Origin of the sequence: Bacillus coreaensis, assembly GCF_050586445.1 — a bacterium.
Classification (GTDB): domain Bacteria; phylum Bacillota; class Bacilli; order Bacillales; family Cytobacillaceae; genus Robertmurraya_A; species Robertmurraya_A coreaensis.
Window position 1 is genome coordinate 284,722 of sequence record NZ_JBOCCY010000004.1, and the last position, 17,752, is coordinate 302,473.

General features: G+C 38.1%; 8 protein-coding genes. 7 read left to right on the top strand and 1 reads right to left on the bottom strand.

Features of this window, described 5'->3' with window-relative positions:
• Positions 1–64: 64 nt before the first annotated feature.
• From galU to ACQ5H4_RS09045, 7 genes are all read left to right on the top strand, one after another.
• The gene (gene galU, locus ACQ5H4_RS09015) at positions 65–949 is read left to right on the top strand and encodes a UTP--glucose-1-phosphate uridylyltransferase GalU (RefSeq protein ID WP_430774606.1); all 885 of its coding nucleotides are present in this window, start codon (positions 65–67) and stop codon (positions 947–949) included.
• A 116-nt stretch (positions 950–1,065) separates the two neighbouring features.
• Positions 1,066–3,135, top strand: coding sequence for an LTA synthase family protein (locus tag ACQ5H4_RS09020; RefSeq protein ID WP_430774607.1), 2,070 nt, complete (start codon positions 1,066–1,068; stop codon positions 3,133–3,135).
• Between the two features lie 125 nt (positions 3,136–3,260).
• Complete coding sequence (locus tag ACQ5H4_RS09025) at positions 3,261–4,571, top strand: cell wall-binding repeat-containing protein (RefSeq protein WP_430774608.1); 1,311 nt, start codon at positions 3,261–3,263, stop codon at positions 4,569–4,571.
• Positions 4,572–4,692: 121 nt separating this feature from the next.
• Positions 4,693–6,735 (top strand): S8 family serine peptidase, encoded by a 2,043-nt coding sequence (locus ACQ5H4_RS09030; RefSeq protein ID WP_430774609.1) that lies wholly within the window; start codon positions 4,693–4,695, stop codon positions 6,733–6,735.
• Positions 6,736–6,916: 181 nt separating this feature from the next.
• Positions 6,917–11,134 (top strand): cell wall-binding repeat-containing protein, encoded by a 4,218-nt coding sequence (locus tag ACQ5H4_RS09035; RefSeq protein ID WP_430774610.1) that lies wholly within the window; start codon positions 6,917–6,919, stop codon positions 11,132–11,134.
• A gap of 131 nt (positions 11,135–11,265) precedes the next feature.
• Positions 11,266–15,042: an Ig-like domain-containing protein gene (locus ACQ5H4_RS09040; RefSeq protein ID WP_430774611.1), complete on the top strand. Its 3,777-nt coding sequence runs from the start codon at positions 11,266–11,268 to the stop codon at positions 15,040–15,042.
• Between the two features lie 146 nt (positions 15,043–15,188).
• The gene (locus tag ACQ5H4_RS09045; RefSeq protein WP_430774612.1) at positions 15,189–16,106 is read left to right on the top strand and encodes a glycosyltransferase family 2 protein; all 918 of its coding nucleotides are present in this window, start codon (positions 15,189–15,191) and stop codon (positions 16,104–16,106) included.
• Between the two features lie 306 nt (positions 16,107–16,412).
• On the opposite strand, the gene ACQ5H4_RS09050 is transcribed toward ACQ5H4_RS09045, so the two are convergent.
• Positions 16,413–17,696: a flippase gene (locus tag ACQ5H4_RS09050; protein ID WP_430774613.1), complete on the bottom strand. Its 1,284-nt coding sequence runs from the start codon at positions 17,694–17,696 to the stop codon at positions 16,413–16,415.
• Between the last annotated feature and the right edge of the window lie 56 nt (positions 17,697–17,752).

Genomic DNA, 17,752 nt, shown 5'->3' on the forward strand with positions numbered 1-17,752 from the left:
TATTTTCCAGACATATGGAATAATTATTCATAGTGAATATTCATAGAAAAAAGGAGATTTATAGATGCAAAAGGTAAAGAAGGCCATTATCCCTGCTGCTGGTCTTGGTACAAGATTCTTACCAGCGACGAAAGCCCAGCCAAAAGAGATGCTACCGATTGTTGATAAGCCAACACTCCAATATATTATTGAAGAAGCCGTTCAATCAGGAATCGAAGAGATCCTCATCATTACGGGAAGAAATAAAAAGTCAATTGAAGACCACTTCGATAAGTCTGTTGAGTTGGAACTTGAACTAGAAACGAAAGGTAAGCATGAATTATTAGCGCAAGTTCGAGAAATATCTGAGATGGTTAATATTCACTTTATTCGACAGAAAGAGCCAAAAGGCTTGGGGCATGCCATTTATTGTGCGAAAAGCTTTATCGGAAACGAACCTTTTGCTGTCCTTCTAGGTGATGATATTGTCTATAGTGAAAAGCCTTGCTTAAAGCAAATGATTGATACTTATGAGGAATATAAAACCACGATTTTAGGTGTGCAGGAAGTATCTAGTGAAGATGTGGATAAATACGGAATCATTGATGGAAAGCATATTGAAGACCGTGTGTATAAGGTTAAAGGGCTTGTTGAGAAACCACCAGTTGACGAAGCACCTTCCAATGTGGCAATCCTTGGAAGATATATTATTAATCCAGCCATTTTTGAGATTTTGGAGAGTACAAAGCCAGGTAAGGGTGGAGAAATTCAGCTTACTGATGCATTAAAGGAACTCGCTCAAAAAGAAGCTGTCTATGCTTATCATTTTGAAGGCAGACGCTACGATGTGGGCGACAAATTAGGTTTCCTAGAGGCTACAGTTGAATATGCGTTGAGAAGAGAAGATTTACGTGAAGACTTCCTTAAGTACCTAGTGAAAATAACAGAAAATGAAAAAGTTTCAATTTAATGTAAAAGCTTGGCTCTTGTTAGAGTCAAGCTTTTTTACATTTCCTTTACATAACTTTATTTATCTTTAACGAAGGAGTAAAATAGATAACTAAAGAATATACAGTGGAGGAAACAATGAAAAAAACAAAGATACAAACAACCATTTTGTTGCTTACTACGAATGTTTTCTTTGCATTGTTGGCTTTATTTTTTATTAAATTGTTTCGAAATAATTATAGTATAGAGAACTTTATTCTTTGGGCACACGATGAAACGAAAAAAATGGCCTTCTACTTCATTGTGTTGCTTTTATTTTTCCTTGCAACAGCAAAGCTTCAGTTCAAGACTATTCAATACGCTAAAGGACGCTTTCCATGGTTATTAACTATTAGTAAGGTCATAGGAGTTTTTTTTCTTACATTATTTACTGCTATTATAGTTAATTATTTTTTTCAATATTTTCAGTGGCTACAGGACCCAGTGAATACGACAAAATGGATTACCGAAAATAGTAATATTTTTATAGCTGGTATCCTTTATCTACAGATGCTGTTCTTGTTAGTGTTTGCAATAATTGGAAACGTTTTTATTAGCTCTTTTTTAACAAGTGTGTTATTACTTCTTCTTGGTTTTGTTCATTATAATAAGTTAAATTTACGGGCTGAGCCTTTGTATCCCATGGATTTTTTGCAAATCGGTCAGGTGAAAGATGTTATTCCAATGGTGAGGGAATATCTTTCAGTTAGCTTAGCTATTGGAGTTCTTGTGGGGATCTTATTTCTAGTACTTTGGATAATGGCTTTGCCAAAAATGAAAATGAAAATATGGGTAAGAGTAAGCTTGTTATGTGTTTCACTTTTTCTTGTTTATGCCTATACGAACTTTCCGAAAACCTTTATGAACAAAGTAACTGATTACTTTGAAGTGGCCATAGTTCAGTGGAATCAGCCTTCTAACTATGAAACCAATGGGTTTTTGTTCGGTTTTATATACAATTTATACAATGATAGCTTTGCGGAACCTGATAATTATTCCAAGTCACATGTGTTAGAAGTGGCTAATAAGTATAAAAATTTCTCAGATCAAGAAGAAAAAGGAACATCGAATACGCCTAATATTGTTTATTTAATGAGTGAGGCTTTTTGGGACCCGACTAAATTGCCTAATGTAAACTTTAGTGGCGATCCGATGAGTAATCTACGCCGACTCATGACAGAGTATTCCTCTGGTCAGCTAGTATCCCCTGTGTATGGCGGTGCAACGGCCAATGTGGAGTTTGAGGCTTTAACCGGCGTAACTACATCCTTTTTAAAGAGTGGATCTATTCCTTATCAAGAGTTAGTGGACAGAAAAAACTTTATTCCTACCATTGTCAGTGACTTGGAGAAAAAGGGATATAGCTCGTTAGCTATTCATCCTTATAAGCGTATTTTCTATAAACGGAATTCCGTTTATAACACATTCGGGATAGATGAGTTTTTAGATGAAGAAACCATGGCAAATACAGAAAGAACTCAAGGTGGGGTCATTTCTGATCAGTCCTTAACCAACGAGATAATGGATAGCCTAAAGAAAGAAGAAAAGCCCTTATTTATTCATGCGGTATCCATGCAAAATCATATGCCATATAACCCTGGTGCATATGAAAGTACAGCTATTCAAGTAAGTGGGCTTACACCAGAATCCATTGCACAGCTAGAGGTATATACAGAAGGAATTAGAAGATCAGATGAGGCGCTTCAGCAGCTTGTCAATCAATTAGAGGAGTTAGATGAACCGACGATGGTGGTTTTTTGGGGAGACCATCTACCAGTGCTAGGCGCGAATCGTGCGATTTTTAAAGAAGCTGGCTTCGAAGAGAACTTAGGTAAGGTAGATGAGGAATTATTGTATCATGAAACTCCTCTTCTAATTTATTCAAACTTTGACGTACCAAAACAAGTTTTAAATAGTGTGAGCTCTTTTTACCTAGCTTCCATCGTTTACGAACTTAGTGGAATGGAAAAACCAGTGTACTTTCATCTTCTAGGCCTTTTGCAAGAACAAATTTCGGCTATAAAAGAAGCAACGAAAATAAATAGTGATAGAGAAATTATGGAAGAACTAACAAAAAAGCAAAAAGAACTACTCGAAGATTACCGGTTATTGTCCTATGACTTATTAGTGGGTAAGCAATATAGTTTATCTGTTTTATATGGTGATTAAAGGAAGTTGGGCTTGTACCAACTTCTTTTTAATGTCAATTTGTAACAAAATTTTAATAATTCCGCCTTTTTCTCGTATGATATACTAAGAAAAGTCATAATTATACATAATTCGGAGGAGTAGGTATGAGGAATAGGAGTGGTTTGTACGTATATTTCATTATGTTCGTTCTTTTTATTTTAATAAGACCTGTAAGTGCTGAAGCAGTAAATTTGGCATTTAAACGGATAAGTGGGGTGGATCGATATGATACCGCTGTCAAAGTGTCTCAGGAGGGTTGGACGTCATCTCAAACCATTGTCCTTTCAATTGGGACAAACTATCCTGATGCCTTAGCTGGAACGCCTCTAGCCTATTCACTTAATGCACCTATTTTATTAACTCAACCTATGAGTTTACCAAAACAAACGAAAGAAGAGATTCGTAGGTTAGGAGCGAAGAAAGCGATTATTCTAGGAGGATACTCTGTTATCTCGGAAGCGGTGGAAAGGGAACTAGGTACAATAGGAGTTTCAACGGAAAGAATAAATGGAACAAACCGTTATGAAACTTCTCTAAAGATCAATCAACGGTTGAATTCGACAGGTGATACGGCTGTAATTGTGTCTGGTAATAATTTTCCCGATAGTTTGTCTATTGCTTCTATAGCAGCTAAAAATAAGTACCCTATATATTTGGTAGAAAAAGATCATTTAAATCCACAGGTTAAGGAAGAGTTAAAAAAATATAAGAAAACGATTGTAGTTGGAGGAGAGGCAGCAATAAGTTCATCTGTCTATCACCAGTTGCCTAATCCTCAGAGGATAGCAGGAACGGATCGCTATGATACATCAGCTAAGATTGTCAATTCCTATGTTTCCGCTCAACCCTCGACTGCCTTTATTGCAACAGGGCAAAGCTTTGCTGATGCTCTTGCAGGTTCTGTTCTTGCAGCAAAGAAGGGAACGGCGATGATGCTTGTCCAACAAAGTGCAATCCCTAGCTCTATTAAAACAACGATTGAGCAAAAAAAGATCAACCATCTCACCGTTATAGGTGGAACAACCGCAGTATCGGATATGGCCATTCAAGCTTTAAAGTCCCCAATCGAGGATATTATAGCAACAGCTCAGTCTTTGGTTGGAACTCCTTATGCATGGGGAGGGACTACTCCAAGTGGCTTTGATTGCAGTGGCTACTTGAACTATGTTTTTAATGCTCATGGAGTGGCGTTACCTCGCACAGTCGCTGACTTATGGAATATGGGAACAAACTCTGAATTAGAGCGGGGAGCGGTTGTGTTCTTTGAGACATATAAGGCAGGCCCTTCTCATGCAGGCATTTATTTAGGCAATAATGATTTTATCCATGCAAGTTCATCAGGAGTTATGATTTCTAGTATGAGCAATTCTTATTGGAGTCAGCGTTATTTAGGTGTGAAGTCCGTTCTAAAATAAAAAATCAATTCTATTTAAAACCCTTCATTTAACTTTGAAGGGTTTTTCCATTGGTTTTACCTATCATTAGGCTTTCTATTTTACTATACTTGTATTTATAAAGAGTGAAGGTGGGATACAATTGCAAGTTGTTCGATTGTTCTTTTTAACTATTTCTCTATTACTTATTGGGTTTGCACATATTACTCAAGAAGCATCGGCTGAAGAGAATGTGCGTATTTTAGTAAAATATAAAAATAATGAAATTGTGACACTCTCTAAAAATAATAAAGTAGCAAAAAAGATAGAAGTTGTTCAGACAACAAAAGATAAAGTAAAGACCAAAATTAAGGAATTAGAACAAAATTCGCAAGTGGAATATGCAGAAATCGATCAGAAAGTATATACACAAGGATATACGCCTAATGATCCTAACTACTCTTTGCAAAAAACAGTCTTTGATGTGTTAGATGTAAGTGAAGCATGGGGGAATTACAAACCTACGACCGAGATAGTCGTTGCGGTAATTGATTCAGGTGTGGACCTCGACCACCCTGATTTAACCGATGCACTTGTTGAAGGAGAAAATGTTATAAAACCTGAAAGACTTCCGGAAGATACAAATGGCCATGGGACTCATATAGCAGGTCTTGTTGGTGCTTCAACAAATAATGGGATTGGGATCTCCTCGATTTCTAAAGATGTAAAGATCATGCCTGTAAAAGTTTTGGAAGGTGAGACAGGCTATATGTCTGACGTGATCAAAGGAATATACTTTGCAGTTGATAACGGAGCGAATATTCTAAATCTCAGCTTAGGTAGTTATACAAACATGCAGGGACTGAAAGACGCGATAGATTATGCTGAATCAAAAAATGTGCTGATAGTGGCAGCGGCTGGGAATGATGGATTAAATCGAGTCATGTATCCAGCTGCTTACGAAGAAGTAATCGCTGTTGGAAGTGTGATAACAGAGACATTAGGTAGAGCAACATTCTCTAATTATGGAAGCTATGTTGATGTATATGTTCCTGGAACTAGCATTTACAGTACGTTTTTAGATAATAGATATGCAACAATGGATGGAACAAGCATGTCCACGGGTATTGTTAGCTCGGTGGCAGCCATGATTAAGCAACAGGCACCATTTTTACAACCAGCTCAAATTCAGAAGATCATAGGGGAGTCTCTACACTCCAAGACTCCTGGACAAGAAGGAATTGTCAACGCTGCAAAAGTATTAGAACTAATTGAAACGTATCAGCGTCTATCAGGGGCAACTTCCGTAGAAACCGCCATTGAAATTTCTAAAGAAGGGTGGCAGTCTCTACAGGAGAAATCGCTATCGGTAAAAGGAAAGCAATTAAAAGGGTCGTTTGTTGTCCTAGCAACGGCCGATACGTATCCTGATAGCTTGGTTGCCTCGCCATTAGCATCATATCTTGATAGTCCAATTTTACTCGTGAAAAATCAAAAGATAACGGAAGAAATCATTTCTGAAATCACTCGTCTACGGCCAACTTACACAGTAATTGTGGGTGGGAAAAATGCCGTTAGTTCAGAATCAGAGGCTACATTAAGTCAGTTAGGTACACAAACGGTCAGATTATCAGGAAAAACTCGTTATGAAACAGCTATTGCTGTAAATGAAGTGATTCCTTATACAACTAATAAAACGTTCATTGTATCCGGTGAAAACTACCCAGATGCTTTATCCATTGCTCCATATAGTGGACATCTTCAATATCCTTTACTATTTACACGTTCCACGGCCCTGCCAACGGAGGTGGTGTCGTATTTAAAAGAAAAAGCAATAACCAAGTCGTATATTGTCGGTGGATCAGCAGTAATATCTAAAACGGTAGAAAACCAACTACCTAGTCCATTTAGATTATCGGGAGTGGATAGGTTTGCTACTAATAATGTTGTGCAAAAAACGTTTGGACAAACAACGTCTGAAGTACCCCTATTTTACGCAACAGGTTTTAACTACCCAGATGCTTTAGCAGTAGGTCCTTTGGCTGCGAGAACAGGGAGTCCTGTTATTCTTGTCAATAAAACTGACAGCTTGATATTAAAGGATTCTACAGAGTTATTTTCCTCGAAAAATTATTATATTCTTGGTGGAAATGGGGCTATTCCTTTTCAAAAGGCTTGGGAAATAGATGTGTATGTAAATAATTAAATAGACTTGCATTTGCAAGTCTATTTTTTTTGTAAACTTTTGTAGAAAAAGAGTTTAATATTGGAAATTAGTTGACTATATTTAGAAAAAACTAGTAAAATCTAATTATATTCCGACTTGTTAGAATTTTTTATAAATACTAACAATGATAGAGTAGACAAATTCATAGGAGGGGAAGACTTTGGGGTTTAAGAAAAAAGTATTATCCGTGGTTGCTAGTGCGACTATGGTAGCAACCTCATTTACTGGTGTCGTCTCATTTGACCCGCAAAAGGCAGAGGCTGCACTACAGGAAACGAAGAAGTTTCGTGTTTCTAACTTTCAGGAAGTTATGTCTCTTGCACTGAGTGGTCAACAAACTCAGGAATTAATTGTCATCGGTAACGGAAAAGATGCAACGACTCAACTGGAGAAGTTGGGGGCGAAGGTAAAGCTAAATCATAAGAATTATGCTTATCTAGCTGAGGTACCGACTTCTAAGGTTTTACAAATCGTTGAACTAGAAAATGTTCGTACAGTAGGTAAGAATGTTGAAGTTCAATTGGATAAGGTTCAAGACGAAGAACTAAGGGTGGAGGGCCAAAACGAGGTAGCTTCTGATTCAGCAGTCACTCCAGATCAAGCTGAAACACATGAACCTACTGGTGTTCTTGATTTCCACAAGCAATACACTGGAGAAAATACACGTATCGCTGTGATTGACTCTGGTCCAGATCCAGGGCATGAATCCTTTACAAGTGCATTAGATGAAGCAACTCGTAAATACGGGGCTTCTAAAATTGTAGGTGTACGTGATTATACAATCTCCACGCCAAACGGTGTTCCATCTGTCGTTGAAGGAGTTAATGGATTAAAGTACAAAGCAGAAGGCGATGTATACTTTAGTTCTGAGCATGCAGAGGGGGCTTCTGTAACCGTTGATGGTGTTACATATAACACTGATGGGCTTGATTCTTCTGATGATAAAGTTTACTTCGGGACAACAAGCTTTGAAAGAAATCCTTATGGACCAACTCATGCTGATTACACCAATCAGGACTTAAATGCTGATGGTAAGACTGGAAACGATGTTAAGACTTCAAATGGATCTTTCCAACAGTCTGATAACTTCCCAGTGCTATTAGTTGGTGACAAGGTGTACGTGGACACGGACCTTGATAATGATTTTACAGATGAAACGGCGTATGCTAATGGAGAAACTGGAACGTTTGACGTGGATGTAAATGATACTAAAACAGGCGCAAACTTCCGAATTTCTGATTTGAATACAGAAGACAAGTATGTAACGTTATTTACAGACTTTAATGGTCATGGTTCACACGTATCTGGTATTGCAGCTGCTGATGGAAGCCTAGTTTCTAACCAGTATGGTGCAGTTGCTGGTGAAGGGGTAGCACCTGGAGCAGAATTAGTTGGATTACGTGTGTTCAAAGCTGCTGGTGGTGCTTCTACTTGGAGTATCCAAACAGCGATGATTGATGCGGCATTACCTGAATCACTGGGTGGTTTTGGTGCGGATGTTGCGAACTTAAGTTTAGGTTCTTCTCCAGACCTTAACGATGGTATGGGATCATACGGGGAGTTAATGGCAGCTCTTAGCGAAGCGACTGATATTATTTTCGTTACTTCTGCAGGGAATGCTGGTCCTGGGGTAGATACGGTTGGATCTCCTGGGGATGTAGCGCCGATCATTTCCGTTGGAGCCTACATCAACTCTGAAATGTGGGCAAAAGAATACAACTACTATCCATATGGTATAAACAAAGATGGCACTCCTGTTCATGGAGAAGGTTTATGGTACTTCTCGTCTGTTGGACCAAATGAAGTTGGTAACCAAAAGCCTGATATCGTTGGACCTGGATCTGCTTATGCAGCGCACCCAGTACAAAACGGACCATATGTAGTGATGCAAGGAACAAGTATGTCCTCTCCTTACGTGGCTGGTGCGGTAGCATTGTTAAAATCAGCTGCTGAGAAGGATCGTGTACCATTTAATTACGAAATTGCCCGTGAAGCATTGCTTCAAACAGCTAAGGGTTTAGATGGTTATAACCGTGCTCAAGAGGGGGCTGGATTAATTGATATCCCGGCGGCCTATGAGTACTTAAAGAAACATTTTATTTCTGATATTAAAGAATTAGATGTAACGGTGTATCATGGAGAAAAAATTTCTGGTGGACCAGGATTATACGTAAGAAATAAAGAAGTCCCTGAAACAGTTGAAGTTCTTGTAGAAAACAACACAGACGAAGACAAGTCTGTTAATGTTTCTGCTAGCGAAGGCTGGTTCACTCCTTCTGTTGATAAGTTAGATCTACCTGCCGGTACGTCTAAAACGATTACAGTAAAGTATGACGAGGATAAGCTTGCAACAGGCACAAATGCAGGAACATTACTGTTCGATGACGCATCTACTCCATATACAGAAGCAAGATCTTATCAAACTATAATCAAAGGAAATGAATTTACTGCGGAAAACAACTTCCGATCTAGCGTAACGGATGAAGTCATTTCTTCACAAACGAAGGGCTACACGTTTGAAGTTGAACCAGGTGCAAGTGAAGTACGCTTCTCTTTAAGCGCACTTAGTGAAGGTGATGAATACCAAGGGCGCGTTCGTATGATCGTATTTGATCCAGATGGGAAAGAAGTAAACACATACATTGGTTATGCTGGTTACAGTGGTCTTAACGTGGAAGATGCTGTATTTAAGGGTCCTAAGCCTGGTGTGTGGGAAGTACAAGTATACGGTACTGCTGCTCCAGTTGCTGGTAAAGAAGTGAACAAGTACAAATTAGAAGCGTTTGTTCAAGATGTTGTTGCCCAACCAGGTGAAATTAAGCTTGGTAGCGTAGCTGCTGAAACAAAAGTAGAAGAAGAGGTTACCTTCTATAACTACCTATCTGAAAAGAGAAACGTGAAACTTGCTGCCGCCGGTTTTAGCGGGCCGAAAGAAATAGCAGGTCGCTATGAAGTAGCAAACGAAGCAAGCTATACCGTTCCATTAACAATTAAAAACAATGTCTCCTTTAGTGCAAGTATTTCTAATCCAGGGGATGTTACTGCTGACCTAGATTTGACTCTATATGATGCAAACTTCAATGTAGTTGGTCAAAACTGGGATGGTGGCTCTGAAGAGCAAATATCCTTCACAAGTCTTCCTGATGGAGAGTACTATTTAGATGTTTTCGGATATTCAGTCCCTGAAGGAAACACAGAGTTTGACCTGTCATTCTCAGAAGAAAAAGTATTAGACCCGGGTGAAGCTGGAACAGGTACCATTGCTGTAGAAGAGACTGAAAAAGCATTAGCCGTTGGTCAATCTCTATCAGTTAATGTATCTATTACAACTCCTGAGGAAGCTGGTAAATATACTGGTGCAGTATATTTATTAGATGCTAATACAAATGAGGTCCTATCTTTATTACCAATTTCAACCGATCAAAGTGTGTTGAACAGCGTAGCGGGAGCTAACCGCTTTGATACAGGTATCGAAATTTCTAAGCAGTTACATCCAGAAGGATATGCTGAGGGAGACGAGAATAAAGCGGTTATTTTAACCACTGGCTATAACTTCCCTGACGCATTATCTGCTGGTCCATTAGCTTCTGCATTAAATGCACCGATTCTTTCTGTTGGCCAAGACGGCAAGCTATCTGCTGAAGTATTAGCTGAAATTGAAAGACTTGGAGCTGAGAACGTATATGTTCTAGGTGGTAGTGCAGCAGTTTCTGATGAAGCGATTGCACAATTAAAAACAGTTGGAATTAGTACTGAAAATGTAGAAAGATTAGTAACTGAAGGAATGCCAAACCGTTATGGGACAAACTTAGCAATTGTTACGAAGTTGAAAGAACTTGGTTTTGCGGGTAACGGTGTGTTCCTAGCCACTGGAGCAAACTTTGCGGATGCTCTAAGTGCTGCTTCTGTTGCTGGTGCAAATGGAATGCCAATCGTTTTAACAGATGGATCTTCTCTATCTGAAGAAGCGAAAACAATTCTTGAAGATGAAGCCGTTTATGTGGTTGGTGGAAAAGCTGCTGTATCTGATAGTGTTTATAAAGAAGTAGATAAAGTAGCACTAAGTGTTGAAAGATTATCTGGAGACACTCGTTATGGAACGTTGGCTAAGATTCTAAATACATTTGCTACTGGTACAGATCGCCTATATGTAGCTAGCGGAAGAAACTTCCCTGATGCATTATCTGCTGCTCCGCTAGTAGTTGGAAATGGCGGGTTATTATTACTAGTTGAACCTACTGCTTTACCAAAAGAAGTGGATGCGTTCTTAACGAAGTTTGTTTATACAAACAAAGTAAACTCTGTAACTGTACTTGGTGGAAATGGTGCTGTCAATGAAGATGTACGTGCTGCACTACAAGCGAAGGTTACAAAATAATGTACAGTTTGATAGTCTCTCTATTTTAGAGAGACTATTTTTAATTTGGAAATATTTCGTGAAACCATAACAAATTTGGATATGGTAAAATAAGACTATGAAAATATACTTATGTAGATGGGAGAAAAATAATGGGGGAATTTCGTAAGTTACTAACCTTATTTATAGTCTTACAATTACTTTTCATTCCAACGAGTGTTTTCGCCAATGAGGTGAAGTTGGTTGAATTTCCGAAACCAGAACTAACTATTAAAAAGGATATGTCCACAGATGAGGTAACGAAGCGTCTTGCCAACCAAGAGCTTAGTGTCAATCCGGCTGATTATCCCTTATTGGTTGAAGCTGATTACGTATATCTCAATGATTCATATAATACGTATCATTATTTATTTTACCAAGGAATTTATGAATCATATTATGATAGTGGAGAGTTCACGTTAGATCTAACTTATTACTCAGATGATATGTATTATAAAGATCCGCTTGTTACCTTGGAATTTTATAAAGACAATGGGTACTCATTAGATTATTCAGGTTATATAGAATTTGATACATATGGGGAAGATGCACTCTATCTAGAATCGTACCTTACAAAAAGCGAATTCGATGACCAAAGATATATCTACGTAAGATTGGGAGTTTCTGAGAGTGTCTATTCTGAATATTACTCAGATGTAACTCTGTTTAAAGTGGAAAATCCTTATTACAATCAGAGTGGTGACGGGGGCGGAAGTACGCCACCACCATCAACAGAGGAAGATACTTATGCTGTCATTAGTAATGAATCCGTTGATGGGTACAGTAGCCAATATACAGGTACATTTAGTGTAAATGAAATGAAGTATACAATGGATTCTAGTTTAAAGCAAGAAGCTTATAAAATGGATGCGGTTTTACCTTTCGATTTTAAAGAGAACGAAGATGAACTGGTGAAGCAACAATCGATTCCAAAGAGTTATAGTGTTGGAGATTACAAGACTTTTTGGGTGACTAATTTAAGCACGTATGAAGACTATCAAATTAGTGCGAGGCTAGCGTATAACGGAACAAACTCATATGTATGGGTGTACAATAATGAAATTACCGATGCAGATGCGAATATGATGGGGAAAGAATTCGATCAGAACATCCATCCATCAGTAACAGCTAATTTTGGTGTGGAATCTGATATTAATAATGATGGAAAAGTAAATATCCTTTGTTTTGATATTCAGGATGGTTTTAATGGGTATGGTGGTTATGTTGGTGGGTATTTTTATTCAAGGGATTTATCGAACGATTATTATTCGAATATGTCCGAGACATTCTATATTGACACGTATCCTGCCATGGGAATGAGTTCAACAAAGGATGTAACAAGTGCATTTGAAACGGTAGCCCATGAATTCCAGCATATGGTTAACTTTAATCAAAATGTATTGGTTGAAGGTGGAGCAGACATGGACATATGGCTAGATGAAGCATTATCCATGGCATCGGAGCAAGTCTATAGTGGACAGGGATTAATGGATCGAGTTGACTACTATAATATGTCTAACTCCGTTACCAATGGTCATTCCCTGTTATATTGGGGTCACAATGGTGATGTGCTCTCAAACTACTCTTTATCATACTTATTTGGACAATATATTAAAAAACAAGCGGGTATTGGTGATCGAGTGTTCAAAGAGATTACAATGGATCCTAACAATGATTATCGTGCAGTTGAAAACATAGTTAAGAAATATATTGATCCGAATATGACATTCGGTCAATTCATGACAAACTTCCGTATTGCACTGCTATTAAATGAACCTACAGGCTTGTATGGTTTCAAAAATGATCCGTTTTTTGATTCCGTAGAGAAAAAGATCTACAGTGGAAGCTCAGGTTATTTAAATGGTGGGGGAGCAATTGTAACTACACTTAGTTCCTCAGAAGGCTTGGAAGAACCATACTATAAAGGTGAGGATATCACTTATACGTATTTTGATATGTACCCTTCAGAAGGTGGAGACGTTACACCTCCTAGCAGTCCTTCGGTAAATGCAGTAGGTGATTCAGATACTACGATTAGTGGTTATGCTGAGGCGAATTCTACTGTATATGCTATGGTAGGCCAATCAGAGATTGGAAGAATTACAGCTGATATAGATGGTAGCTTTAAAATGAGTGTTGCACCTGTTTCAGCCAATACAAAAATTCTAATCTATTCAATGGATGCTTCTGGAAATATAAGTGCTCCAACTGAGATAACAGTGGGAGACAAAACCGCCCCGTCAGCACCAGTGGTCAATCAAGTGACAGACCAATCGACGGTCGTAACGGGAACAGGAGAAAAGTCAGCGAAGATTACGGTGAAGAGTGGAAGCAATAGCTGGACAGGAACGGTTACCCAAGAAGGAACCTTTTCCATCTCGATTCCAAAACAGAAGGCAGGTACTGTATTAGAAGTAACCGCAACAGATGCTGCTGGAAATGTAAGTGCAACAGCGAAAGTAACCGTAGTGGATAAAACTGCCCCGTCAGCGCCAGTAGTCAATCAAGTAACAGATCAATCGACGGTTGTAACGGGAACAGGAGAAAAGTCAGCGAAGATTACGGTGAAGAGTGGAAGCAATAGCTGGACCGGAACGGTTACGCAAGAAGGGACCTTCTCTATCAGCATTCCGAAACAAAAGGCAGGCACGGTGATAGAAGTAACGGCCACAGATGCGGCTGGAAATGTAAGTGCAACAGCGAAAGTAACAGTAACCACCGTAGCAGATAAAACTGCTCCGTCGGCACCAGTGGTCAATCAAGTGACAGACCAATCGACGGTCGTAACGGGAACAGGAGAAAAGTCAGCGAAGATTACGGTGAAGAGTGGAAGTAATAGTTGGACAGGAACGGTCACCCAAGAAGGGACCTTCTCCATCATGATTCCGAAACAAAAGGCAGGAACAGTGTTAGAAGTAACCGCAACAGATGCTGCAGGTAATGTAAGTGCTGTTACTAAAGCACAAGTGCTAGAAACAGGCCTTCAGCAGCTAGTTGGTAAAACGAGATATTCAACTGCAGTAAAGGTGTCAGAAGAGGGATGGTCTACAGCAAATACAGTTGTCTTAGTAAATGGTGGGGCCATTGCAGATGGATTAACAGCTACACCACTTGCTTCAGCTAATGGTGCACCTATTCTTTTAACAACAAAGGATAGCTTGCCTAATGAAACATTGGCTGAGCTTCAAAGATTAAAGGCAAAGAAGATTATTCTTATTGGTGGTACAGGAGTTATTTCAAAAACTGTTGCTGATAACCTTGTAGCTAAAGGATATACGGTATCAAGAATTGGAGGAGTCAACCGCTATGAAACATCCTTGCTCATCGCGAAGGAAGTGGATAAGTTAGTTGATGTTCAAAAAGTATTTATGGCTTATGGATACGGTGAGCCGGATGCACTTTCCATTGCTGCACAGGCAGGAAAAGAAAAGCAACCAATTATTCTAACAGATAAGCAAAGTGTTCCGACAAATACATTTAATTGGTTAAAGGGTGAAAACCTAGATACATCCTATTTCATTGGTGGGACAGGTGTAATTAAACCAGCTATACTTAGTGAAATGGATAAGATTACATCACAAAGTGTCCTAAACAATCGATTAAGTGGTTCCGATCGTCAAGAAACCAATGCTAAAGTTATTCAACATTTCTATAAAGAATCAGCTATGCAAACGATTATGATTGCTAATTCGCAAACGGCTAAACTTGTTGACGCTCTATCAGCAGGTCCGCTTGCAGCGAAGTATAATGTACCAGTATTATTAGTATCTGATAAAATTTCAGTTTCGCAAATTAATGTTATTACTCCTTATCAAAGCCCAGCTGTACACCAAATTGGTGGAGGAATTAATACTTCAGTTGTGAACCAAGTGGTAGAATTAATGAAATAAGCTTAAAATTATTGAAGAGTGAAGGAAGGACGTGGTCTGGAATTCACTTTTCTTTTTGTTTAGGTATTCAACGGGGCATTGCTTGTCTTAATTGATTCAGTATGGAATAATTTATGTACCTACTATTGAACAGGAGTTAGTTAAAATTGAAAAAAGCACAAATACTATTGTCGACCTATAATGGAGAAAAGTATATAGAGCAGCAGCTAGACAGTCTTTTGAATCAAGATTATCATCCGTTGGAAATACTTATTAGAGATGACGGGTCCAAGGATCGAACTCTTAGTATCTTAGATGAGTATCAACGGAAATATGAACAGATTAGAGTAATAAAGGCGGAAAACAAAGGTGTTATATCAAGCTTTTTTGAATTAGCAATGGAAGCTGACACTGAAGCGGAATACTTTGCCTTTTGTGATCAGGATGACTATTGGCAACCTTCGAAGGTTTCAAGAGCGGTTAGTATGCTTGGAAAACAAGAGAGTAACGTACCACTTCTATATTTTTCTCGTTTAGATATTGTTGATGACAATCTTCAATTATTAAAGCAGTCTCAGATTCCACCTAGAGGTGTTGGCTTTAAAAATGCCCTTATTCAGAATGTTGCTACTGGTTGTACCATAGTTTTTAATAAAGAAATGCTAGAACTGTTTAAATCAAAAATTCCAGATACTCAAAAGGTAACGATGCATGATGGATGGTTTTATTTATTAGCATCTGCATTTGGAAAATTGGTTTATGATCCGGAGTCTCATTTGCTGTATCGCCAGCATTCCTCAAATACGCTAGGGATGGCTAATAACAAGGTTCAAAGTGCCATAATTCGCTATAAGAACTTTAAGAAGACAGGCAAAGAAAAGCCATTCACCAAACAAGTAGAAGAGTTTTACCGACTGTTTAAAGAAGAACTTCATCCAGAGAAACGAAAAATAGTTGAAGACTTTTTATATAAGAGAAATTCAACGATTTCCAGAATGGTATATACACTAAATACACCCTTATATCGCCAGAATGACAGGGATACGATTATCTATAAAATGTTGTATGCTTTGAAGAGCTATTAGATTTGTAGAGGGATCGCAAAAATAATACAAGAATCGCAATTATATTTTGGGAATCGCAAATAAAAATTTAGAATCGCAAATATAATTTTGGAATCGCAAATAAAAATCTAGAATCGCAAATATATTTCTGGAATCGCAAGTAAAATTTAAAAATCGCAAATAACTGCTAAAAAGATAATACGAATCAACGAAAATAATATTAGTTCGAGATCATATTGAATAAAAACGGCCGTTTTTTGACTCAAACAACCAAAAAACCCTCAGGAAGTATCAAAAACTCCTGAGGATTTTTTAAGTTGTGCTTCTTTATCCTTGATTCTCCACGGAACTATACTGGTTTTTCCACTTCCAAACATGAATACCCTTTTTCCATAAGAAAATGGCCATTATAGATGTGGCAAAGATTTCAGTTAATACTGCAGTCCAAGCTGTTCCATATTGGAGTAGGGTTGGAATAAGTGTCACCATACAAATGACGCTAAAAATACTAGCAGCTACATATATCCGTGATAATTGTTTTTTGTATTCAAAGTTGATCATCGTTAAGATTCCGAAAATGTTAGCCCACCCAAGAACAATTGGGAGTACCGATAGAATTTTCAGAAGTGGGATGGATTGTTGATATTCTTCCCCTAAAGCAAGGTTCACTAACGGTTCAGCGAAAATACCAAGTGCAAAAGATAGAAGACCCATCGTTACTGTAATTAGAATAAAAATCTTATTAATGATACCAACCGCTCTTTCCTTTGAATCTTGTAGAGCTCTGCTTAGGAATGGATAGACCGTTTGAATAAGTGGTGAAATCATACTTGAAACAGCTTTGACTATTTTCTCCGCACTTGAATAATATCCAACGATCGTGTTGCTTGCAAAGAATCCAAGGATAAATACATTACTAATGGTGTAAAGACTTGTCGCCAAATTGGAAACAAAGATGTCCCAGCCTGATTTTAACTGATGTACAAATTGGTCCTTTGTTGGCTTAACTACTTTCACTTTGTATCGGATAAGGATGATATATAGTGCGGCTATTCCAACAGCTATATAACCTAGTGAATTTAAAATGGGTACAATTAAGAACTGATCCTGATGTTTCACAAAAACAAATATTCCAATTGTAAACACGGACTTGGAAATGATATTTAGGATAGATATGACTTTCATATGCTCCATCCCTTGGAAGAACCAGACTGGGAACATCACATTTCCAATAACCATTCCAAAGGTTAAATAATAGATGATACTGTATTCATGGAACTTAGGGATGAATGTTACGACCAGTAACAATATCACCAAGCTAATAGCTAACAGCAAAATCCTTACCAACATAACGGAAGAAAAGATTTCTGCAACCTTCTTTTTATCATCTCTATGAATCGAAATTTCTCTTGTTGCGACAAAGTTAAATCCATAGTCTGTAAAATAGATAAAATATGTGATAAATGCTTGGGCAAAACTAATGAGTCCAAATTTACTTGGACCAACGACCTGTAACAAGTATGGCAAAGTCACGATTGGAAGTATAAAGTTCAGCCCTTGCATGGTGGCTAAGGACATAAAGTTAGTAATCAAACGCTTTTTTGTGGACATGTTTGAGTAGGAAGCTCCTTTAGGTAATATCGTAATAAACTCATCATTTTATTATA